The organism is Brevibacterium salitolerans (assembly GCF_039531405.1).
Lineage (GTDB): Bacteria > Actinomycetota > Actinomycetes > Actinomycetales > Brevibacteriaceae > Brevibacterium > Brevibacterium salitolerans.
The window spans coordinates 228,982-248,985 of sequence record NZ_BAAAPZ010000008.1 but is presented as its reverse complement, the minus strand read 5'-3'; the positions used below and the strand labels follow the sequence as shown (position 1 = coordinate 248,985).

Annotated in this window: 21 protein-coding genes; 5 read left to right on the top strand and 16 right to left on the bottom strand. The window is 70.4% G+C overall.

Translation table 11 applies throughout. The features are described 5' to 3' along the window. Positions 1-55: 55 nt before the first annotated feature. From ABD240_RS11050 to ABD240_RS11040, 3 genes are all read right to left on the bottom strand, one after another. Positions 56-319 carry a glutaredoxin family protein gene (locus ABD240_RS11050; protein WP_344337239.1) on the bottom strand — a complete coding sequence of 88 codons (264 nt, stop codon included), beginning with the start codon at positions 317-319 and terminating at the stop codon, positions 56-58. Between the two features lie 69 nt (positions 320-388). After that, a complete protein-coding gene (locus tag ABD240_RS11045) occupies positions 389-487 on the bottom strand; it encodes a 30S ribosomal protein bS22 (protein ID WP_005504750.1) in 99 nt (32 codons plus the stop codon). A 171-nt stretch (positions 488-658) separates the two neighbouring features. Then, the gene (locus ABD240_RS11040; RefSeq protein WP_291793390.1) at positions 659-1,861 is read right to left on the bottom strand and encodes an acetoin utilization protein AcuC; all 1,203 of its coding nucleotides are present in this window, start codon (positions 1,859-1,861) and stop codon (positions 659-661) included. A gap of 59 nt (positions 1,862-1,920) precedes the next feature. Between ABD240_RS11040 and ABD240_RS11035 the strand changes: the two genes are divergently transcribed. Both ABD240_RS11035 and ABD240_RS11030 read left to right on the top strand, forming a co-directional pair. After that, positions 1,921-3,306: a TrkH family potassium uptake protein gene (locus ABD240_RS11035; RefSeq protein WP_291793388.1), complete on the top strand. Its 1,386-nt coding sequence runs from the start codon at positions 1,921-1,923 to the stop codon at positions 3,304-3,306. Between the two features lie 262 nt (positions 3,307-3,568). Continuing rightward, entirely contained in the window at positions 3,569-4,714 is a 1,146-nt protein-coding gene (locus ABD240_RS11030; protein WP_344337236.1) for an endonuclease domain-containing protein, read from the top strand. Between the two features lie 127 nt (positions 4,715-4,841). On the opposite strand, the gene ABD240_RS11025 is transcribed toward ABD240_RS11030, so the two are convergent. The 6 genes from ABD240_RS11025 to ABD240_RS11000 form a co-directional block, all read right to left on the bottom strand. Continuing rightward, complete coding sequence (locus ABD240_RS11025) at positions 4,842-5,531, bottom strand: potassium channel family protein (RefSeq protein WP_291793384.1); 690 nt, start codon at positions 5,529-5,531, stop codon at positions 4,842-4,844. Between the two features lies 1 nt (position 5,532). Next, a complete protein-coding gene (gene proC / locus ABD240_RS11020) occupies positions 5,533-6,366 on the bottom strand; it encodes a pyrroline-5-carboxylate reductase (protein WP_344337233.1) in 834 nt (277 codons plus the stop codon). Positions 6,367-6,464: 98 nt separating this feature from the next. Next, positions 6,465-7,376, bottom strand: coding sequence for a sugar phosphate isomerase/epimerase family protein (locus tag ABD240_RS11015; RefSeq protein ID WP_344337231.1), 912 nt, complete (start codon positions 7,374-7,376; stop codon positions 6,465-6,467). Positions 7,377-7,386: 10 nt separating this feature from the next. After that, complete coding sequence (locus ABD240_RS11010; protein ID WP_291793375.1) at positions 7,387-8,481, bottom strand: Ppx/GppA phosphatase family protein; 1,095 nt, start codon at positions 8,479-8,481, stop codon at positions 7,387-7,389. Positions 8,482-8,665: 184 nt separating this feature from the next. Then, positions 8,666-9,469 (bottom strand): HAD family hydrolase, encoded by an 804-nt coding sequence (locus ABD240_RS11005; protein ID WP_291793372.1) that lies wholly within the window; start codon positions 9,467-9,469, stop codon positions 8,666-8,668. Then, positions 9,418-9,927: a phosphoribosyltransferase gene (locus tag ABD240_RS11000; RefSeq protein WP_291793370.1), complete on the bottom strand. Its 510-nt coding sequence runs from the start codon at positions 9,925-9,927 to the stop codon at positions 9,418-9,420. Before ABD240_RS11000 ends, ABD240_RS11005 begins: the two co-directional genes overlap by 52 nt. 141 nt (positions 9,928-10,068) lie before the next feature. On the opposite strand from ABD240_RS11000, the gene ABD240_RS10995 reads away from it, so the two are divergent. The 3 genes from ABD240_RS10995 to ABD240_RS10985 all read left to right on the top strand — a co-directional run bounded on the left by ABD240_RS10995 (position 10,069) and on the right by ABD240_RS10985 (position 12,910). Next, a complete protein-coding gene (locus ABD240_RS10995; RefSeq protein ID WP_291793367.1) occupies positions 10,069-10,410 on the top strand; it encodes a DUF3870 domain-containing protein in 342 nt (113 codons plus the stop codon). A 191-nt stretch (positions 10,411-10,601) separates the two neighbouring features. Further along, positions 10,602-11,756 (top strand): DUF819 family protein, encoded by a 1,155-nt coding sequence (locus ABD240_RS10990; protein ID WP_344337226.1) that lies wholly within the window; start codon positions 10,602-10,604, stop codon positions 11,754-11,756. 35 nt (positions 11,757-11,791) lie between these two features. Then, positions 11,792-12,910 (top strand): dipeptide epimerase, encoded by a 1,119-nt coding sequence (locus tag ABD240_RS10985; protein ID WP_344337224.1) that lies wholly within the window; start codon positions 11,792-11,794, stop codon positions 12,908-12,910. Between the two features lie 12 nt (positions 12,911-12,922). Here ABD240_RS10985 and ABD240_RS10980 read toward each other — a convergent pair whose 3' ends face one another. The 7 genes from ABD240_RS10980 to ABD240_RS10950 form a co-directional block, all read right to left on the bottom strand. After that, a complete protein-coding gene (locus tag ABD240_RS10980) occupies positions 12,923-13,486 on the bottom strand; it encodes a serine hydrolase (RefSeq protein WP_291793140.1) in 564 nt (187 codons plus the stop codon). A 43-nt stretch (positions 13,487-13,529) separates the two neighbouring features. Further along, a complete protein-coding gene (locus ABD240_RS10975; protein WP_344337221.1) occupies positions 13,530-13,706 on the bottom strand; it encodes a hypothetical protein in 177 nt (58 codons plus the stop codon). 3 nt (positions 13,707-13,709) lie between these two features. Further along, positions 13,710-14,525: an enoyl-CoA hydratase/isomerase family protein gene (locus tag ABD240_RS10970; protein WP_344337219.1), complete on the bottom strand. Its 816-nt coding sequence runs from the start codon at positions 14,523-14,525 to the stop codon at positions 13,710-13,712. A gap of 327 nt (positions 14,526-14,852) precedes the next feature. Then, on the bottom strand, positions 14,853-15,974 hold the full coding sequence (locus tag ABD240_RS10965; protein ID WP_291793149.1) for a bifunctional 2-methylcitrate synthase/citrate synthase: 1,122 nt from the start codon (positions 15,972-15,974) through the stop codon (positions 14,853-14,855). After that, positions 15,971-16,876 (bottom strand): methylisocitrate lyase, encoded by a 906-nt coding sequence (gene prpB, locus ABD240_RS10960; protein WP_291793151.1) that lies wholly within the window; start codon positions 16,874-16,876, stop codon positions 15,971-15,973. Before prpB ends, ABD240_RS10965 begins: the two co-directional genes overlap by 4 nt. After that, the gene (locus ABD240_RS10955; protein WP_344337216.1) at positions 16,876-18,372 is read right to left on the bottom strand and encodes an MmgE/PrpD family protein; all 1,497 of its coding nucleotides are present in this window, start codon (positions 18,370-18,372) and stop codon (positions 16,876-16,878) included. Before ABD240_RS10955 ends, prpB begins: the two co-directional genes overlap by 1 nt. Before the next feature lie 201 nt (positions 18,373-18,573). Continuing rightward, entirely contained in the window at positions 18,574-19,815 is a 1,242-nt protein-coding gene (locus ABD240_RS10950) for an amidohydrolase (RefSeq protein WP_344337214.1), read from the bottom strand. Positions 19,816-20,004: the final 189 nt, after the last annotated feature.

The window sequence follows — 20,004 nt, the reverse complement described above, 5'->3', positions numbered from 1 at the left end:
GGACTGCTGTCACTGCGCACCCGCGGCCTCCCGCGGGGAAGCCTTCCGCCGGGGATCAGGCCCGGCGTGCGGCGAGCCTCGAGTCCACCGCACGTTCCAGGCGGGCGCGGTCGATCCGGTGGAAGCCCACCTGTCTGCCGTCGACCAGCACCACCGGCACGTCCCAGTCGTACTTGGCCCTCAGTTCCGGATCCGCGTCGACGTCGACCGTCGCGACGGTCACCGGGCGGGAGGCGGCCACCGCCGCGACCACGGCCTCGGCCGCGGTGCACAGACCGCAGTCCGCACGCGTGATCACGGTGATCTCGCAGCCGCTCATCGGACCCCTCCCAAAACAAACCCCCGTCGACTCGACGTGCCGAACGGGGTCTGCTTGCTCAAAGAAGTCTTACTTCTTGTTGCGGCGCTGGTGACGCGTCTTCCGAAGCAGCTTGCGGTGCTTCTTCTTCGACATACGCTTGCGACGCTTCTTGATGACGGAACCCACAGGCAAACCTCATTGACTCGAAGTTCCGGTGAACGCGACTGCGCCACCGGCGGAACATAGCCGGTCAATCATATCGCCGCACGGTCAGCAAGGGCAAAACCGCTCTCACCGTCGCAGACGGTCGCGGGTGAACGTGCAGTAGGTCCCAGCGCGCGCCTTGCCGGGCACTCACTAATCGTAATAAGCATCCAGGCCGAAGAAGGGGAAGATGCTCTTGCGGGTGGCCATGACGGCGCGGTCGAGGTCGGCCTCGGGATCGTAGCCGTGCGCCCAGGAGCGGAAGCCGCCGTCGAATCCGTCCGTCATCATGAGCGGCGCCTCGCGACCCACCATCGTCTCCGCGTACTTCCGCCATCGGCTCGGCAGCTCCGTGTGCGGGTCCAGATCCGCACCGGCGGCGATCGCGATGAGCTGCGTCCACGCGCGCGGCACCACGTCGAGGATGGAGTAGCCGCCCCCGCCCGTGGCGATCCAGCGCCCGTCGCACAGCTCCTCGGACAGGCTCCGCACCAGCAGCGCGGCCTCCCGCATGCCGTCGATGCTCAAGCGCAGATGGGTGAGCGGATCCACGCGGTGCCCGTCGCAGCCGTGCTGCGTCACGAGGATCTGAGGCTGGAAGCCCCGCAGCACCTGCGGGAGGACCGCGTCGATCGCGCGGAGCCAGTCCGGGTCGTCCGTGCGCGGCGGCAGCGCCAGGTTCACCGCCGAGGCCGCGGCCTGCATCCCGCCGATGTCATTGGCGAAGCCCGTGCCGGGGAACAGGAACCGGCCGTTCTCGTGGAAGGAGACGGTGAGCACGCGCGGATCGTCCCAGAAGATCGTCTCGACGCCGTCGCCGTGGTGCGCGTCGAAGTCCACGTAGGCGATGCGCTGGTAGCCGGCGTCCAGCAGCGTGGTGAGGGTCGCGGCCACGTCGTTGTAGACGCAGAACCCCGCGGCCCTGTTGCTCATGGCGTGGTGCATGCCGCCGCAGAAGTTCACGGCACGGGTGTAGCGACCGCTCGCCACGGCGCGCCCCACCTCGATCCCCGCCTGGAAGATCCGGCCCGAGGCCTCGTGGATCTTCTCGAACCGCGGCACGTCCTCGGTGCCCACTCCCCACTCCCGCTGGAACTCCTCGTCCAGGTGGTCCGAGGCCCCCGCCTGCTTGACCGCGCTCACGAAGTCCTGCGTGTGGATCCGGCCCAGGAAGTCCTCGTCGACGTCCGGGATGTCGGACACCGTGATGCGCGGATGGTCGAACAGCCCGTACTCGCCTGCGAGCTTGGCTGTGAGGTCCAGCCGGATGGGATGCATGGGGTGGCTGGGACCGAAGTCGTATTCGGTGAAGGCATCTCCCCAGGCGACGAAGAGATCGAGATCACGGCTGTCCATGGGGCCACTCTAACCTCACGGACGGCCGGAAGGCCCGGCACCGGGGCTACGATGGCTCCGTGATTCGACACGGCAACCGTCTTCGTCGGCTCGTCCGCGGTCTGCGCGACTTCGTCGACGATCTCGCGGGCACCAGTCCTGCGCGACTGGCGATAGGCGCGTTCTGCCTGGTCGTCGTCGTCTTCGTGCTCCTCCTCTCCCTGCCGATCTCCTACGAGGATCCGCAGGACCGCTCGCTGGCGGACTCCGTCTTCGTCGCGGTGTCCGCCGTGTCCGTCACCGGGCTCACCTCGGTGGAGACGCAGGAGTACTGGTCGGACTTCGGCGTGGGCGTGATCATCGCGGGCATCCAGATGGGCGGCCTGGGGATCCTCACGCTCGCCTCCCTGCTGGGCATGGCGATGTCCAAGCGGCTGGGAGTGCGCCAGCGGATGATCGCGGCACAGGCCACCGGGGAGTCCGCCCTCGGCAGGGTGGGCTCACTGCTCCGCGCCGTGCTCGTGACGGTGGTGACCGCCGAGGCGGTGGTCGCGCTGCTCCTCCTCCCCCGCTTCCTCGCACGCGGGGATGCCTGGACGGACGCCCTGTGGCACTCCGTCTTCTACTCGATCTCCTCGTTCAACAACGCCGGGTTCACGATCCACCCCGGCGGGATGGCCTACTTCGCGGACGATCCGTGGATCCTCACCGTCATCGGCGCCAGCGTGTTCGTCGGCTCGCTGGGCTTCCCCGTCATCTTCATCATGAGCATCTACTGGAACAGGCCGCGGAAGTGGGATCTCCACACCAAGCTCACGCTCACCACCTCCGTCGTGCTCGTCCTCGTGGCCTTCGTGCTGCAGCTGCTCTTCGAAGCCGGCAACCCTCGCACCCTCGGGGGCAAGAACTGGGCGCAGACCGGGCTGGAGGCCATGTTCATGGCGATCATGCCCCGGTCCGGGGGTTTCGCCACCATGGAGATGGCGGAGATGTCGCAGGCCACCCACCTCGTCTTCGACATCCTCATGTTCATCGGCGGCGGCTCCTCGTCCACGGCCGGCGGGATCAAGGTGACGACCCTCGCGGTCCTCATCCTCGCCGCGGTGGCGGAGGCGCGGGGAGCCACTGACGCCACGGCGTTCGGCCGCCGCATCGCGCCGGGCTCGGTGCGGCTGGCGGTCTCCGTCCTGCTGGCCGGAGGCACCACCGTGTTCCTCGGGACGCTCGTGATGGTGAGCATCACCGGCGACCCGCTGGACCTCGTGCTGTTCGAGGTCATCAGCGCCTTCGCGACCTGCGGCCTCACCTCCGGGGTGAGCGGACACACCTCCGACGCCGGACTCTACGTGCTCTCCGTGCTCATGCTCGTGGGCCGCCTCGGCACCATCACACTCGCGAGCGCCCTGTCGCAGCGCTCCCTCATCCGCCTCTACCGCTTCCCGGAGGAGCGCCCCATCGTGGGGTGACCCTGAGCCGCTGCAGGGAGCGCCGGGCAACCCGGGCCCAGCCTTCGCATCTGCGGATCCGCCGCATATGCGCAGCAGACCGGGCGGATCCGCAGACGGGAACGTTCATGCTCCGTGTTCCCGTCTGCTTACCACTCTGCGTCACAAGCCACCTCCGCAGAGCGACTCCCCCGCGCACACGCGCTCGTGGGCATCGCGCGTTCCTTCCACAGCCGAGGGCATCCCCGCACATGAGCCTGCCGAGGCCTCCACGCTGGCCTCCATGCACACAGACTCCGGCAAGGCCGATACCCAGCATCCCGGCTCCCCTGCCCAGGACCGGGTCCCCGTCTCCCGCACGCCCGGCACCACCTCGGCTGGACGCCGCGCCGCAGCGCGCAGCAGCCCAGCCCGGCGGACGCCGGCAGCTTGGAGCTGTCCCGAACGGCCGGAGAAGATTCCGGTCCTGCTCACCGCGGCCTCGGCGGAGGGCCGTTCAGCTGCGGGACAGGCAGGAGAGGACCGCGCGGCGAAGGGCCGGCACCGGCTCGGCAGCGTGGTGAAGGCCCGCCCCGCGCGGCGGCCCCTCGCGCCCGGAGTCTTCGCGCACCCGTCCGAGGTCGCACTGATGTGGGTGCCCGAGTGGGCTGATGACACGTGGACGGCCGTACGGAACACAGCCGCCGCCGTGCAGCTGAAGAAGCCTGCCATGGCCGTGTCCCATCTGACAGCGGCGCACCTCTACGGCTGGCCCCTGCCTGCTTCTGCTTCTGCTTCTGCTTCTGCGCAGCCTCTCGACCTCACTCCGCTCAAGAGCTTCAGCCTGGTTCCCGGTCACCACGTGCACCGTCCCGCAGAGGCAGAAGTCTGGTGGTTCTACGGCGTCACCGTCACCTCGCCCCGCCAGACGCTGAGGCAGATCTCCTCGCTGCTCATCGAACGTCAGCTGGTGGACGTCATCGATGCGATCTGCGGCCCGTGGCGCTCCACAGCGCTCTCCACCCCCGCGGACATCGCAGCGCGACTGCCGGAGTGGCCACGGTTCCCGGGGAAAGCGCGCCTGCGCTCAGCGCTGAGCAGGGCGCGGGCCGGAGTCGGCTCGCCGCAGGAGACCCGGCTGCGCCTCCTGCTTGTGGACGCAGGCCTGCCCGAACCCACAGTGGGGCACTCCGTGGACGTGGGCTTCGCGGTCCTGCACCCGGACCTCGCGTACCCCGCCCTGAAGATCGCGATCGAGTACGAGGGCGCTCACCACCGCCTCGACGCAGACCAGTGGGAGCACGACATCCGGCGCGAACAGGCCATGCGGGACCGCGGCTGGACGTATCTGCGGATCACGGCGAAGACCTCAGACGCGGAGATCCCGCGCCTGGTCACGGAAGCGCTCGCCTCACGCGACGTGACGGTGGAAGCGCTTCCCTTGTCGTAACAGACGCGAGCGGCCGCGCTGCCGCTCCCGTCTGCGGATTCGCCACTTCCACAGTGCAAACCGGACGAATCAGCAGACACGAAGTTTCGTTAGCGATGCTCCCGTCTGGGGCAGCCAGCAGCCCCGCTCACGGCTGGGCGGCGAAGGCTCCCAGCTGCTGCACGTTGCCGGCGACGATGAGCACGTCCTGGCTGCTCACCCGCGACTCCGGCGCCGCATAGGTGAAGTCCTTGCCCGGCGTCTTGATGCCCACCACGGTCACGCCGTACTTGCCGCGGATGCCGGACTCCCCCAGCGTGAGGCCGTGGATCTCCTTGGGCGCCCGCATCTTCACGACGGCGAAGTGACCGCCGTCGAACTCGATGTAGTCCAGCATCCGGGAGCTGACGAGGTGCGCCACGCGGTCTCCGGCCTCGGTCTCCGGATAGAGGACGTGCTCCGCACCGATGCGCTTGAGGATCTTCCCGTGAGCGGCGGAGATCGCCTTCGCCCAGATCTGCTCGACGCCGAGGTCGATGAGGTTGGCCGTGGTGAGCACGCTGGCCTCCACCGAGGAGCCGATCCCCACCACTGCGGTGGAGAAGTCCCCCGCGCCCACCTGCTTGAGCGCGCTCATGTTGGTGGCGTCCGCCTCGACGACATGGGTGAGGGTCCCCGAGAACTCCTGCACCAGCTCGGGGCTGCGCTCGATCGCCATGACCTCCCGCCCGAGCCGGAGGAGGGTGCGCGCCGTCGAGGAGCCGAAGCGGCCCAGCCCCACGACCAGCACGGCGGAATGCTCATCGCCGGCGCCCGGCCGCGGACGGCGGCGTTTCATCTCAGTTCCCCACGGTGCCACGGTTCTCCGCCTCCATCTCCAGCGAGCGGTCCTCGGCAGCCTGCACGGCATTCTCCACCAGCTGCGCGAACCCGCCCGCGGCGAACGCGTCCAGGGCCGCCGCCGTGGTGCCGCCCTTGCTGGTGACGGCGGTGCGCAGGGCGGCGGGCTCGGGCCGGTCGGCCAGCAGCCTGCCCGCACCCGCGGCGGTCGCGGCGACGGTCCGGGCGGCGACCTCGGCGTCCAGCCCCTGCGCCACGGCGGTGTCGACAAGGTGCTCCGCGAGCTGGAAGAAGTAGGCCACGCCGGAGCCCGAGATCCCGGTGAGCAGCGGCAGCTGCGCCTCCTCGACGGGGACGACGAGACCCACCGGGGTCAGCAGCGCCGTGAGCTCCTCGACCACGTCGACAGGAACCTGCGCGTCCGGTGCCAGGGAGATGACCCCCGCGCCCACCGCGCACGGCGTGTTCGGCATGATCCGCACGACGGGATGCCCGGGAGCGGCCCGCCGGATCGTCGCGGCGTCCACACCGGCAGCCATCGAGACGAGGACGGCACCGGGGGCCAGCGCGTCCCGGACCTCCGTGAGCGTGTCCGCGAGCATCCAGGGCTTGACGCCCAGGAACACGAGATCCGCTCCCGTCACGGCGGTGCGGTTGGCCGTGGGATCCGCCTCGAGAGAGAGCGCGCGGATGCCCAGCTCCGCAGCGAGCTCCTCCGCCGAGGCCGCGCCCCGGGTGGTGGCGGTGACCCCGCCGGGCTCCTGCCCTCCTGCGAGGATCCCCCGCAGGAGCGCTCCGCCCATGTTGCCTGTGCCGATGAAAGCGATGCTCATGGCGTCGAGGCTACTACGGGTGGCAGTGGTGCGATGTCAGGCAGACGCGCGCCGCAGCTGCGGCCGGCGCACCACCGCCGGTGAGCCGCCCGCGAGCCTCAGCCCGCGTCCAGCCCCAGGTGCGTCCGGGCGAAGGCGAGGGATTCGGCGAGCATCGCATCGCGGGTGGAGCGCTTGCGGACGAACCGGGTGTTGACCTCCACGACGACGTCGCCGGACCAGTCGTGCCGGGCGAGGTACTGGAGGGTCTCCGCCACGGGCATCCGGCCCCGGCCGGGCACCAGGTGCTCGTCCGTGAGCGAGCCGGAGCCGTCCGTGAGGTGGACGTGACGCAGCCGGGGGAAGAGGGTCCGCGCGGCGTCCAGCGCGTTCACCCCGGCGGTCGAGGCGTGGGAGAAGTCGAAGGTGACGTCGTCGTAGTCCTGGTGCGTGTTGTCCCAGTCCGGGGAGTACACCAGCACCTCGCGGATGCCCGCCCGCCACGGGTACATGTTCTCCACCGCGAGTGCGACGCCGATCTCCTGTGCGATCTCACGCACCCCCGGCACGAAGCGGCGGGCGTAGTCGCCCTGCCAGCGGAACGGCGGGTGCAGAACCACCGTCTCCGCGCCCACGTCCTTGGCCAGCTGGGCGGTGAGCCGCAGCTTCTCCCAGTGGTCGCGGTGCATGACGCGGGGCAGGAACAGCAGCGTGGGTGCGTGGATCGCCATGACCGGCAGGCCCGAGGACCGGCTCAGCAGGCGCATGAGCTCCGGGTCCTGGGTCTCCTCGTTGTTGGTGATCATCACCTCGACCCCGTCGTAGCCGAGGCGGCCGGCCACGTCGAAGCACTCGCGCACCGTCATGGGGTAGACGGAGGAGGTGGAGAGGCCCACCCGGATGTCGTGCACCGAACGGTGACCGGTGGAGTGCTGCTGCAGGCGGAGGGCGTCACGGTGCCGCTTCGAGTTGCCCTTCGCGGAATTGGGTGCGGTGAAGGGCCTCCTGCGCCCGGTGTGCGACTGGCTCATTCCGCTCCCCTCACAGCAGGGTCGCCGCCGAGGCTCCGCTCGGGGCGGTGGGGCTGCGGGTGGCCATGGCCTCCGAGACCGAGGTGGTGGGCAGCTGCCCGGCGTGCGCCGCGGCCTCCGCGTGCGGGTCCTCCAGAAGGCCCGGAACCGCCGCGCGGGTGGGCGAGAGAGTCTCGGAGGAGTCCAGCAGGTCGATGCGGCGCATGATGATGCCCTCGCGCAGCGCCCACGGCGAGATGTGCATGGTGGACACGTCGAACACGGTCATCGCGGCCTCGGCGACGATGGCGCCCGCGAGCACCTGACCGGCCCGCGCCTCGGAGACGCCGGGCAGCTGTGCGCGCTCCTGCGGCGTGCGCCGGATCAGATCGTCGATGATGCCCGGGAGGTCCTTGCGCTTGAGCGTCCGCGGGACGAAGATTCCCGCGCTGCTGGGTGCGGCGCCTGCGATGCGGGCCAGCGAGCGGAAGGTCTTGGAGGAGCCCACGACCTTGTCCGGGGTGCCCACGCGGTTGATCTGGCCGGCGATGCGGCCCACCGTGTAGCGGGCATGCTTGCGCAGTGCGTCCACGTCCGCGAGCTCCGGCATGTCGCCGGCGAGGAACTCGCGGTGCATGCGGCCGGCCCCCAGGGGGACGGAGAGCGCCGCGTCCGGGTACTCGTCGCGGCCGGCGGCGAGCTCCAGGGAGCCGCCGCCGATGTCCAGCATGAGGATCCCGCCCGCGGACCACCCGAACCAGCGACGCACCGCGAGGAAGGTGATGCGGGCCTCCGCCTCGCCGCTCATGACATTGAGCGTCACCCCGGTCTGCTCCTTGATGAGGGCGATGGTCTCCTCGCCGTTGGGGGCGGAGCGGATGGCGGAGGTGGCGAACGCGAGGATCTGCTCCGATCCCTGGTTCTCCGCGATGGTGATGGCCTCCCGCACGAAGTCCACCAGCCGGTTCTGCCCGTACGCGGAGATCGAGCCGTCGTCCTTGAGGTACTCCGCGAGCCGCAGCACCTCCTTGTGGCTGGTGGCGGGCAGCGGAGGCGCACCCACGTGAGCGTCGACCACCAGGAGGTGGACGCTGTTGGAACCGATGTCGAGGACTGCGAGGCGCACACGGTCAGTGTAATCCTGCCGGCGGGTGCATCACGCACACGTGACCGCCAGGTGGAAAGGGTGCGGGTGCCCTGCGGGAACCGGGCCCCGCGCCCGAGGCGGGACGGCCTCGGGCGCGGGGATCGGGCACACGCGGTGGGCCCGGCGGGCCCGCTGTGAGGCGACGGCCTCGGGTGCCGGGTGTTCAGGCTCCCAGCAGGGCGGGGAGCTCGCGCATGTCCGCGAAGACCTCGGAGGCGCCTGCGGCGAGGAGCTCTGCAGCCGGGGTGCTGGCGACGTCCCCGCGGGAGAAGCCCAGGACCCGCGCGCCGGCGGCCGCACCCGCACGGACGCCGGCGGCGGAGTCCTCGATCACCGCGGCGCCGGCCGGGTCGATGCCCAGGGCGCGTGCCGCGGCGAGGTAGACGTCCGGTGCGGGCTTGGAGCGGGGCATCTCCATGCCGGAGAAGACGCGCCCGGAGAAGTACCGGTCGAGGCCGGTGAGTCCCAGCTGCAGCTCGCACTTGCCGCGGTCCGCGCCCGTGCCCACGGCGATGCGGTCGCCGTAGGCCGCGCGCACGGCCTCGAGCGCGGACTCGATGCCCGGGACGGAGGTCAGGTCGGTGCGCAGGGCGGCGTTCCGGCGCTCGCGGAACGCCGCGAGCCACGCATCGTCGATGCGCACGCCCGTGTGGCGGAGGATGACCTCCCACTCGTCCTTGAGCGCCTTGCCCACGAAGAGCCGGATGCACTCCTCGCGGGTGAGCGACCATCCCAGCTCCTCGAGCATGTCGCGGAGGACGGACTGGGTGATGGACTCCGAGTCCACGAGCACGCCGTCGCAGTCGAAGAGGACCGCGGTGTACGGGAGGACGGGTGAGCCGAGCCGGTCCGAGGGGGTCTCGGCCGCGCGGACGGAGGCGGCCGAGGAGCCGGCGGCGGGCGTGACGGGCGAGTTCACTTCGACGGCTTCACCGGCTCCTCGGCGGACCAGGGGAAGACGATCCACTCGTCCGTGTGCCGCCACACGAAGTCCGGCTCCACGACGGAGGCGGACTTGGCGTAGATGACGGCCGAGCGCGCGTGGGCGCCGTGGCCCTTGAGGAGGTCGAGCACGAGAGCGAGCGTGCGACCGGAGTCCGCCACGTCGTCGACGACCAGGAGGTTCTTGTCCCGGAGGGACTCGGTGTCCAGCATGGGCGCGAGCAGGACGGGATCCGGCAGCGTCTCGTGGACGTCCGTGTAGAACTCGACGTTGATGGCGTCGGAGAGCTTGAGACCCAGGGCGTAGGCGAGCGAGCCGGCGGGCAGCAGACCGCCGCGGGCGATGGCGATGACGATCTCCGGTTCGAAGTCGGAGTCCGCGATCACCTGCGCGAGCTCGCGGGAGGCCGAGCCGAACCGCTCCCACGTGAGGATCTCCTTGTTCTCGAGGTCCGTGGAGTCCGCGTGGTAGGCCTGGGTCATGGGGTGTCCTTCTCGTCTGCGGGTGCGCCGGTGCCGCGTGCGGTTCCGCGCGCGGCTGACAGACATCGTAGTGGCTGCGGGGGCCGCCCGTGGCCGGGGTGTGCGCGGGACGAGGCGCCCTCCGGCCGCTAGGCTCCTGCCATGAATGCCGATGCCACGGACTGGGCCGGGACGGTCTACCTCATGGGAGAGGCGAAGGCGCCCAGCAACAACCCGATCACCGCGCAGTGGGGCCAGTTCTTCATCGGCCTCGTCATCGACACCCGCGATCACACCATCAGGGCCGCCGACTGCACAGCGGCGCTGCCGCTCACCGCCGAGTTCGTGCGGAGACTCCTCGTGGGCCGTTCGATCCTCGACGATGATAGCCTCGTGACGTCCATCACCGTCAGGTACCACGGTTCCTCGCAGCGCGCGCTCGCCGCAGCGGTGCGGAATGCGGCTGCGAAGTACCGCGACTTGGCGGCGGACACGATGACATAGACGCACAGCCGCGCTCCGACCGCCCGGGACCTCACCGAACCGGTACCAGCCGGAAGCGCTGTCACCGCGCCTCTCACGCAGAGGTGCGGTGACAGCGCTTCCGGCTTTCTCTGTTCTGAGGACCGGGTCCGCTGAGACCACGTCCCCTCCAGGGCTCCGGACGCGCCGTGCCCGACCCTCGGAGCTCAACCATGATCACAGACGGCCTGCTCATGCTCGGCGTCCTGCTGGGCCTGTCCTGCGTGCTCCTCGTCCTCGAACGCACGACCCGCTGGACGCTGTTCAGATACGTGCCGGGGATGGTGCTCATGTACCTCCTCTGCGCGGGACTCAACTCGCTGGGACTCTTCAGCGCGGACGAGTCCGTCCGCGGTCCGATCACGGAGGTGAAGGACGTCCTCCTCCCGGCGATGATCCTCCTCTTCCTCTTCGGCTGCGATCTGCGGCGCATCGTCCGGCTGGGACCTCGCCTGCTGCTGACCTACTTCGTCGCCGCCGCCTCCCTCGCCGTGGCTATGGTCCTCGTCTTCGCGCTGTTCCGAGGGGTGCTCGATCCGGAGGCGTGGAAGGTCCTGGGCGCCCTGCTCGCCTCCTGGACGGGAGGCAGCGCCAACATGGTCGCCGTCCAGGACATCCTGCAGGCGCCGGAGGCGATCTTCGGCTACGCACTCATCACGGACACGATCATCTACTCCGTCTGGCTCATGCTGATGTTCGCCTCTGTGGCGGTCTCGCCGCGCTTCAACCGCTGGGTGGGCGCGGACACCTCGTACCTGGACGCCCATGCCGGCGAGGAGGACGACGCGCAGAGCAGGCCGGTCACCGTCCCCTCCCTCGCCGTCGTGGTCTTCGGTTCGCTCACGGTCTCGATCGCCGCGACCTGGGTGGGTGGGCTGCTTCCCGAATGGGGAGCGGTGGTCAACGGCACCACGTGGACGATCCTCCTCGTCTCCGTCGCCGGCCTCCTCATCGCGCTCACACCGGTGGGACGCACCGCCGGCGCCTCCGAGGTCGCCACCCTCATGCTCTTCGTGGTGATCGGCCAGATCGCCAGCGGCTCCGACTTCTCCGCCCTCACGGAAGCGCCCCTGTACCTGCTCGTCGGCGCACTGGTGGTCCTCATCCACGGGGCGATCCTCGTGCTCTACGCCAAGCTCACCCGCACCGAGCTGTTCTCCCTCGCCGTGGCCTCGACGGCGAACATCGGCGGAATCGCCTCCGCTCCCGTGGTCGCCGGCGCATTCAACCGGCAGCTGGTGCCCGTGGGCGTCCTCTTCGCGCTCATGGGATCGTTCCTGGGCACGTTCGTGGGCCTGGCCGCGGCTCAGCTCATGGCGGCGCTGTGAGGCCGGCCGTCCTGCGCCGGCATCCGGCGACGCAGATGCGCGCGAGGCTGTCTTCCGTCCGCGCCCACAGGCACCGGGTCCCGCTGCTGCGCCCCTTCGTCACGGCGGCACGCCGCACCGATTCCGTCGAGTACGTCGTCGCCGAGGTCGTCCTCACCGGGGAGGACGCGGACGGGCGGCCCGTGCGGGTCACGGGTCAGGGAAGCGCCGCGGAGACGGCTGCGGTCACGGGCGAGACCGCGCAGTCCATCGAGCGACTGCTCATGACGGCCCTGCGGCCCGCTCTCGAGGGCCGCACCGGCGACCTGCGCACGTTCTCCCGCCTCATCGCTGCGACGGGCACGGGCGGCACCAGCGCGAAGGCCGCCCTCGAGGTCGCGCTCCACGATGCGTGGGGACAGGCCGCGGGGATCCCCCTGGCAGAGCTGCTCGGAGGCCGGGCGGACGGCGCGATGCCCAATGACATGACCGTCTCGCTGGAGAGCCCGGAGACGATGGCCGCACACGCCCGTGCGGCCTTCGACTCCGGCACCCGCATCCTCAAGATCAAGCTGGGGAGCAGCCCGGAGGCGGACCGCCGGAGGCTGGGTGCCGTCGTGGAGGCCGTGCCCGAGGTTCGCCTGCGGCTCGATGCGAACCAGGGCTGGTCCGTCGAGGAGGCATGCCGCAGCCTGGCCGCGTTCGCCGCCGACGGGCTTCCCGTCGACCTGGTCGAGCAGCCGGTGGCAGCGGCGGACACGGCAGGGCTGGCGCGGGTGCGCGCGGAGTCCGCGGTGCCGATCATGGCCGACGAGTCCGTGTGGAGCCCCGATGACGCCCGGCGCCTGGTCGATGCGCAGGCAGCGGACCTGTTCAACATCAAGCTCGCCAAGACGGGTGGGATCGCCGCTGCCCTGGAGATCGCGGATGTGGCGCAGGAGGCCGGGCTGAAATGCATGATGGGCGCCATGATGGAGCCGCGCATCTCCATCACGGCCGCCGCGCACCTGGCATTCGCGCACCCGGCCGTCACGACCATCGACCTGGACTCGCCCGCCTGGTTCGCCGAGGACGTCCCGGACGGCGGGTTCGCGGAGGAGCGAGGGATGCTGCGGCTGTGCGGCGGGCCCGGCCTGGGCCTGAGGCGCCTGCCGCCGGAGGACTCCGCGGCCTGACGCCCGCAGGGCTCAGCCGGCGAGGTCCGGCAGCAGCGTCCGGGCCGTCCCCGCGATCACGGAATCGGCCCGGGCCTCGTCCATCCCGGCGGTCATGACGGCCAGCACCCGCATGCCGGAGGAGCCAGGCGCTCCGAGGAAGGCCGCATCGTGGCGATAGCCGTCCACCCAGCCGGACTTCGACCCGGAGGGGACGCCGGCCCGCAGAGCAGGGGTGATGATCCGGATGCGCTGGGCCTCCAGCGCCGCCGCTGCGAACCGGTGGGAGGACTCCGAGAGACCGGTGCCTCGCACCAGCGCGAGGAGCGTGCGGGCGAGGTCCGCGGCACAGGTCTCATTCGCGAGGCCACGCTCCACCGCCGCCGGATCGCCGATCATCCGCCGGACGGACGTGGCGGAGAGCCCGAGCTCGTCCACTCCCTCTGCCACCCGTCGCAGCCCGAGCATCTCGATGAGGTGGTTCGTCGCCTCGTTGCTCGAGCGGTCGATCATCCGCCGCATCAGCTCCGCGATGCTGAGCCGCGTCCCGTCTGCCGGATGGGTGGGATCCAGGTGCTCTCCGTGGAGCGCGAACACGTCACCGCCGGCCCCGCGGAAGGACCTCCGGACGGCGACTGTGTCACCGGGCCGGAGCTCCGCACGCTCGCAGCGCAGCCCACAGGACGTGCAGCTTGATGGTGCTGGCCGCGTAGAGCCGGCGCGTCCCCTCCGCCGCGGAGAGCACCGCGCCCTGCGCGTCGAGCAGACAGTGCGTGACGTGCTCCGAGGCGGGCCGGGCGGCAGTGGGGAGCCGCACCGCTCAGTCCTGCCGGTCCGGGCAGTCCTGCCAGTCCTGACGGGTGAAGCCGAACTCCGGCGCGCGCTTGGCGAAGAACGCCGCCTGTCCCTCTGCGAGTTCGACGGGGTAGGTGTCACCCAGCCAGCCCGCAGGATCCAGGGCCTCGTCCCGCAGGACGCGCAGCAGGCCGGTCTGGCTGAAGGCGGAGCGGCCCGCGATCCGCCTGGCCGTGGCCCGCGCCGCCGCATGCGGATCCTCCGCCACCTCGTGCAGGAACCCCAGCTGCTCCGCCTTCTCCGTGCCGATGAGCGAACCGGTGAGCAGGAGGTACCGCGCCCACGACTCGCCCACCGCCGCGGCGAACCGGCGAGTGGGACCGGGCGGGTAGACGAGGCCCAGCTTCGCGGCGGTGATGCCGAACCGGGAGCCGGGTGCCGCGATCCGCACATCGCAGGCGGCGGCCAGCTCCGTGCCGCCGCCCACGCACACGCCCTCGATCGCCGCGATGGTCGGGACGTCGCACTCGGCGAGGGCGGCCTCGGCGGTGGAGTTCACCGCCCAGAACTCCTCCAGGGGGACGTTGAGATCGCCGATGTCCGAGCCCGCGGAGAAGTTGCCGCCGCTGCCGCGCAGCACCAGCACACGGACCTCCGGTGCGGCGTCGATCGCGGCGACGATCGCCGGCAGCGCCTGCCACATGGGGCGCGAGAGCGCGTTGAGCTTGGCGTTCCGGTCCAGCGTGAGGACCCCGATGCCGTCCTCGAGGTCGAAGCGGAAGCCCTCGACGAGGGGGAGGTCCGGGCCGGACTGCCCGGGAAGGGAGGCGGAGGCGGTCATGGGTGCGTGTCCTTCCGGAAGACGGTGTGCGACGGATGAGGAGATGCGGCCGGGGCGGGTGCGGCCGGGGTGGAGGAGGCTGCGCCGGCGGAGCGGGTTCGCGGGGTGGACACCGGTGCACCGCCGCAGAGCGGGTGCGCGGGAACGAACAGGACCCGGATACGCCTCCGGCCGGGACACCCGTGAAGGATGTCCCGGCCGGAACCGGTGCCGCGAGCCCTCGCGGCGATGCCGAGCCGCGTGTCACGAAAGCGCAGGACGTTCAGGCAATCGCGCGGACGCCGTGGGCTTTCGTGCTCATGACGTGCTCACGACGCGGCGGGATGTTCAGCGCTCGGTGGGGACCGAACGCTGCTCCGCGCCGTCGTAGGCGGACAGCGGGCGGATGAGCGCGTTGGACGCCTGCTGCTCCATGATGTGCGCGGTCCAGCCGGTGATGCGGGCCATCACGAAGATGGGCGTGAACTGCGGGGTGTCGAAGCCCATGAGGTGGTAGGCCGGGCCGGACGGGTAGTCCAGGTTGGGGTAGATCCCCTTGCGGCCCACGAAGTCCTCCTCGAACGCGTTGTACAGCGCGAGCAGGTCGTCGGCGCCCTTGACCTTCACCATCTCCTCGAACGCCTTGCGCATGGTGGGCACGCGCGAATCGCCGTTCTTGTAGACGCGGTGTCCGAAGCCCATGATCTTGGCCTTCTTCGCCAGCGCCTCGTCGATCCAGGCGCTGGCCCTGTCCGCCGTGCCGACCTCTTCCAGCATCGCCATGACGGCCTCGTTGGCACCGCCGTGCAGCGCGCCCTTGAGCGCGCCCACCGCTCCGGCCACCGCGGAGTACATGTCCGAGGTGGTGGAGGTGATGACGCGGGCGGTGAACGTGGAGGCGTTGAAGGAGTGCTCCGCGTAGAGGATGAGCGAGATGTCGAAGCAGCGCACGACCTCCGGCTCCGGCACCTCGTCGAAGACCATCTTGAAGAAGTTCTCCGCGTAGCTCAGCTCCGCGCTGGGTGCCACGGGGTCCAGGCCGTGGCGGCGACGGTGGTCGATCGCCACGACGGTGGGCAGCTGTGCGTAGAGGCGCTCGGCCTTGCGGCGGTTCGCCTCCTCGCCCTCGGCCTCGGCCTCCGGGTCGACCGCGCCCAGGTAGGCGACGGCCGTCTGCACCACGTGCATGGGGTGGGTGTCCTGGGGCAGGCCCAGGATGATGTCCACGAGCTCCTGGGAGATGGCGCGCTGGCTGCGCTCACGCTCGTTGAACTCCGCGAGCTGTGCCTGCGTGGGCAGCTCGCCGTTCCAGATGAGGTAGGCGACCTCCTCGAAGCTGCAGTTGGCCGCGAGCTCCTGGACCGGGTAGCCGCGGTACGTCAGGGAGTTGGTCTCCTGCACGACCTTGGAGATCTTGGTGGTGTCGACGACGACACCGGCAAGGCCCTTCTTGATGTCCTGCTCAGTCACTTGTGTCCCTCCTGGGAGAAGTTGAAGACGTCGGCGTCGAACTCGTTGTACGCCCCGTAGTCGATCGTCTCGTACAGGTCCGCGCGGGTCTGCATGCGATCCACGACGGAGGCCTGTGTGCCCTCGGCGCGGATGGCCTGCAGACCGTCCTTGATCGCACCCATCGCGAGCCGGAGCGTAGTGACAGGGTAGATGACGAGGCGCACGCCCGCTCCTGCGAGCTGCTCGGTGGTGAACAGCTCGCTCTTGCCGAACTCCGTCATGTTGGCCAGGATCGGCGCGTCCACGGCCTTGGCGAAGGTCTCGAACTCGCCCAGGTCACGCATGGCCTCGGGGAAGATCATGTCCGCGCCGGCGTCGATGTAGGCCTTGGCCCTCTCGATCGCCGCATCCAGGCCCTCGCCCGCGCGGGCGTCCGTGCGGGCGCAGATGACGAAGTTCTCGTCGCGGCGGCCCTTCGCCGCGGCGGAGATCCGCTTGGTCATCTCCGCCGTGGACACGACCTCCTTCCCGTCGAGGTGGCCGCACCGCTTGGGGTTGACCTGGTCCTCGAGGTGGAGGCCGGAGAGCCCGGCGTCCTCGAACTCCTGCACGGTGCGGGCGACGTTCATCGCCTCGCCCCAGCCGGTGTCCGCGTCGATGAACGTGGGCAGGTTGGTCACGCGGGAGATGTTCCGGCCGTGGTCGACGACCTCCGTGAGCGTGGTCAGCCCGATGTCCGGCAGCCCCTGCGCGGCGGAGAACGCACCGCCGGAGATGTAGACGCCCTCGAACCCGGACTGCTCGATGAGCTGGGCGTTGAGCGGGTTGATCGCGCCGGGGAACTGGACGATCTCGCTGCCCGCCAGCAGCTCGCGGAACCGCTTGCGGCGTTCGTGGGCCGGTGTGGTGGCGCCCAGCATCAGAAGATCCCCTTCGAGCCGGAGTGCGCGAGGCCCTCGACGGTGAACGACAGCCGGCGGACCTCCTCGCCGGAGAGGCTGGAGAGGTTCTGCGCGAGGTCGAGGAAGCGGTTCTGCTCCGCCTCCGTGATGATGCCCTCGGCCAGGGTGCGGAACTTCTCGATGTAGTTCTCACGGGCGAAGGGACGTGCGCCGTTGGGGTGCGCATCTGCCACGGCGAGCTCGTCGACGAGCGTGGAGCCGTCCTCGAACTCGATCTCCACACGGCCGCCGAAGGCCATCTCGTCCGGGTCCGTCGAGTGGTAGCGGCGGGTCCACTCCGGATCCTCGCGGGTCTCGATCTTGTGCCAGAGCTCGACGGTCTCCGGACGGCCGGCGCGCTCCGGCGCGTAGGAGCGCTCGTGGTGCCAGGCCTGGTCCTCCATGGCGACTGCGAAGATGTACATGATCGAGTGGTCCAGGGTCTCACGCGAGGCCTTGGGATCCATCTTCTGCGGGTCGTTCGCACCGGTGCCGATCACGTTGTGGGTGTGGTGCGAGGTGTGGATGGTGACCTTGCGGATCTTCGAGAAGTCCTCGATCTGCGCGCCGATCTTCCGGGCCAGGTCGATGAGCGCCTGCGCCTGGTACTCCGCGGAGTGCTCCTTGGTGTAGGTGTCCAGGATCGCCCTCTTGACCTCGCCCTTGGCCGGCAGCGGCACGGTGTAGCGGGCCTCCGGGCCGGAGAGCAGCCAGGCGATGACCCCGTCCTCGCCTTCGTAGATGGGGTTGGGCGCACCCTCGCCGCGCATCGCGCGGTCCACGGACTCCACGGCCATCTTGCCGGCGAACGCCGGTGCGTGGGCCTTCCAGGAGGAGATCTCGCCCTTGCGGGACTGGCGGGTGGCGGTCGTCACGTGCAGGGCCTGCTGCACGGCCTGGAAGATGACCTCCGTGGGCAGGTGCAGGAGCGTGCCGATGCCGGCCGCGGCGGAGGGCCCGAGGTGCGCGACGTGGTCGATCTTGTGCTCGTGGAGGCAGATGCCCTTGACGAGGTCCACCTGGATCTCGTAGCCGGTGGCGATGCCGCGCACCAGGTCCGCGCCCGCGATGCCCTTGTGCTGGGCGACGGCGAGGATGGGCGGGATGTTGTCGCCGGGGTGCGAGTACTCCTTGGCGAGGAAGGTGTCGTGGAAGTCGAGCTCGCGCACGGCCACTCCGTTGGCCCAGGCCGCCCACTCCGGGGAGACGGTCTCGTCCAGGGAGAGTCCGAACACGGGCGCGCCCGGCTTCATGGGGTGCGTCTGCGCCTGCTCCCGGGCGTGGGTGGGGGCGGAGCGGCGGACCGAGGCCGCTGCGACCGAGGCGTTGTCGATGACACGGTTGATGACCATGTCCTCGACCGCCGGGTCGACGGCCACGTCGTCGGCTGCGACCTCGGCGATCTTCCATGCGAGCTGGTCCTCACGGGCGAGGTTCTCCGAGCTCTTGTACGTCCGGACTTCGTGGTCGATCATCGACTGCTCTCCTTAAAGTCAGGGTCGATCCTCTGCGATCGGCAGCACCGACCCGCGGTGGTATCCCTCACCATCATATCTTGACGTCGAGATAATTTCTGCAGTCGGTCCGCCATCCGGGCGAGGACGGCCGGGCCATGTGCCCCGCATCGCCTGCGCCCGAGGCCGATGCGGGCGGGAGCCACCTGCGCCTCCGCGCCCTCACCTCGCGGAGAACTCCTCCCGCGCCCGCGCCGCGAGGGCGGGATGCCTGAAGACCGTGAGCGCGACCGCGGCGAGGATGACCGCTCCGTCGGCGATCACCGGTGCCGCGGTCTCCGCCTCCCCTGCAGCCGCGGCGAACTCCCGCGTGTGCGGGGAGACCCCCTCCACCAGGCAGATCATGGGATGGATGGCCGGCACGACCTGGCTGACGTTGCCCATGTCCGTGGATCCGGAGCCCGCATCGCCGCCGGCGAGCGCCCGCCCCGTCGCGAGGAAGGCACGCCGGGCGAGCTCCGTGAGCGTGGGGTTGGAGACCAGCGAGAGGTACGGCGGGGTGTTCTGGGCGATCTCGACCTCGCAGCCGGTCGCATGGGCCGCGCCCTCGAAGCAGCGCCGCACCCGCGGGACGACGTCGTCGAGGAGGACCGCATTGTCCGCGGCGCGGACGAAGCACCGCAGGGCAGTGTGCTCGGGGATGATGTTGGGCGCCTGCCCGCCGTCCGTGACGATCGCGTGGACCCGCACATCGTCCGGCAGCTGCTGGCGCAGCAGACCGATCGCCGTGAGTGAGAGGGTGCTCGCGTCCAGCGCGTTGATGCCGCGCTCCGGCGCGCCGGCGGCGTGGCTCGCACGCCCGCGGAAGTCCACGTCGAGCGCCACCCGGGACAGGCTGGTCCCGCCCACGGCATCGCCGCCTGCCGGATGGACCATCACCGCGAGGTCCACTCCGTCGAGCACTCCCGCCTCGATCATCGGGACCTTTCCGGCCGCGCCCTCCTCCCCCGGCGAGCCGATCACGACGACGCGGGCCTCGGTCGTGCCCGCCCCACCGGCCTTCCTCCCCGGGTCCGCATGCTCGGTCAGCACGCGCTTGAGGAGCAGGCCCGCACCGAGGCCGCACGCGGCGATGAGGTTGTGCCCGCAGCCGTGACCCATCCCCTCGAGGGCGTCGAACTCGCAGAAGACGGCGATGGTGGGGGTCGAGTCATCCGCGCCGGACGTGGACCAGCGACCCACGAACGCGGTCTCGAGACCGGCGGTGCCGCGTTCCACGGCGAATCCCGCGGCCTCGAGCTCGTCCGAGAGGCGCTGGGCGGCGAAGCGCTCCTCGAAGCGGATCTCCGGCCTCGCGTGGAGATCCGCGGCGACCTGTTCGAGGGTGCCGCGCACCTGCGGCAGGTGTGCGGCACGCAGCTCGGCGACCGCCCCCTCCACTTCTTCCGCCGTGTCCGTCGTCATGCGCCCCTCCACCTGATTCGATTTCTTGCTGACAGAATTGCGCGAGCGAAACCCGCGATTCAAGCATACGCATTCATGCGCCGTTTTCCGCCGGCGTCCGAGTATTGATCGGCGACATTCTCCGTGCGAGGATGCGAATGCACGTTCACCGCGCAGTCCGCGCGGGAATCCCCTCTTCGAAAAGCAGGA

What these genes read in the sequence shown, in the direction of transcription:
- ABD240_RS11030 (WP_344337236.1), top strand. Translation starts at nt 3,569, where the DNA reads ATGCACACAGACTCCGGCAAGGCCGATACCCAGCATCCCGGCTCCCCT.
- proC (WP_344337233.1), bottom strand. Translation starts at nt 6,366, where the DNA reads ATGAGCATCGCTTTCATCGGCACAGGCAACATGGGCGGAGCGCTCCTG.
- ABD240_RS10950 (WP_344337214.1), bottom strand. Translation starts at nt 19,815, where the DNA reads ATGACGACGGACACGGCGGAAGAAGTGGAGGGGGCGGTCGCCGAGCTG.
- ABD240_RS10990 (WP_344337226.1), top strand. Translation starts at nt 10,602, where the DNA reads ATGATCACAGACGGCCTGCTCATGCTCGGCGTCCTGCTGGGCCTGTCC.
- ABD240_RS10955 (WP_344337216.1), bottom strand. Translation starts at nt 18,372, where the DNA reads ATGATCGACCACGAAGTCCGGACGTACAAGAGCTCGGAGAACCTCGCC.
- ABD240_RS11025 (WP_291793384.1), bottom strand. Translation starts at nt 5,531, where the DNA reads ATGAAACGCCGCCGTCCGCGGCCGGGCGCCGGCGATGAGCATTCCGCC.
- ABD240_RS11000 (WP_291793370.1), bottom strand. Translation starts at nt 9,927, where the DNA reads ATGACCCAGGCCTACCACGCGGACTCCACGGACCTCGAGAACAAGGAG.
- ABD240_RS11015 (WP_344337231.1), bottom strand. Translation starts at nt 7,376, where the DNA reads ATGAGCCAGTCGCACACCGGGCGCAGGAGGCCCTTCACCGCACCCAAT.
- ABD240_RS11050 (WP_344337239.1), bottom strand. Translation starts at nt 319, where the DNA reads ATGAGCGGCTGCGAGATCACCGTGATCACGCGTGCGGACTGCGGTCTG.
- ABD240_RS10985 (WP_344337224.1), top strand. Translation starts at nt 11,792, where the DNA reads ATGCGCGCGAGGCTGTCTTCCGTCCGCGCCCACAGGCACCGGGTCCCG.
- ABD240_RS10995 (WP_291793367.1), top strand. Translation starts at nt 10,069, where the DNA reads ATGAATGCCGATGCCACGGACTGGGCCGGGACGGTCTACCTCATGGGA.
- ABD240_RS10970 (WP_344337219.1), bottom strand. Translation starts at nt 14,525, where the DNA reads ATGACCGCCTCCGCCTCCCTTCCCGGGCAGTCCGGCCCGGACCTCCCC.
- prpB (WP_291793151.1), bottom strand. Translation starts at nt 16,876, where the DNA reads ATGCTGGGCGCCACCACACCGGCCCACGAACGCCGCAAGCGGTTCCGC.
- ABD240_RS11040 (WP_291793390.1), bottom strand. Translation starts at nt 1,861, where the DNA reads ATGGACAGCCGTGATCTCGATCTCTTCGTCGCCTGGGGAGATGCCTTC.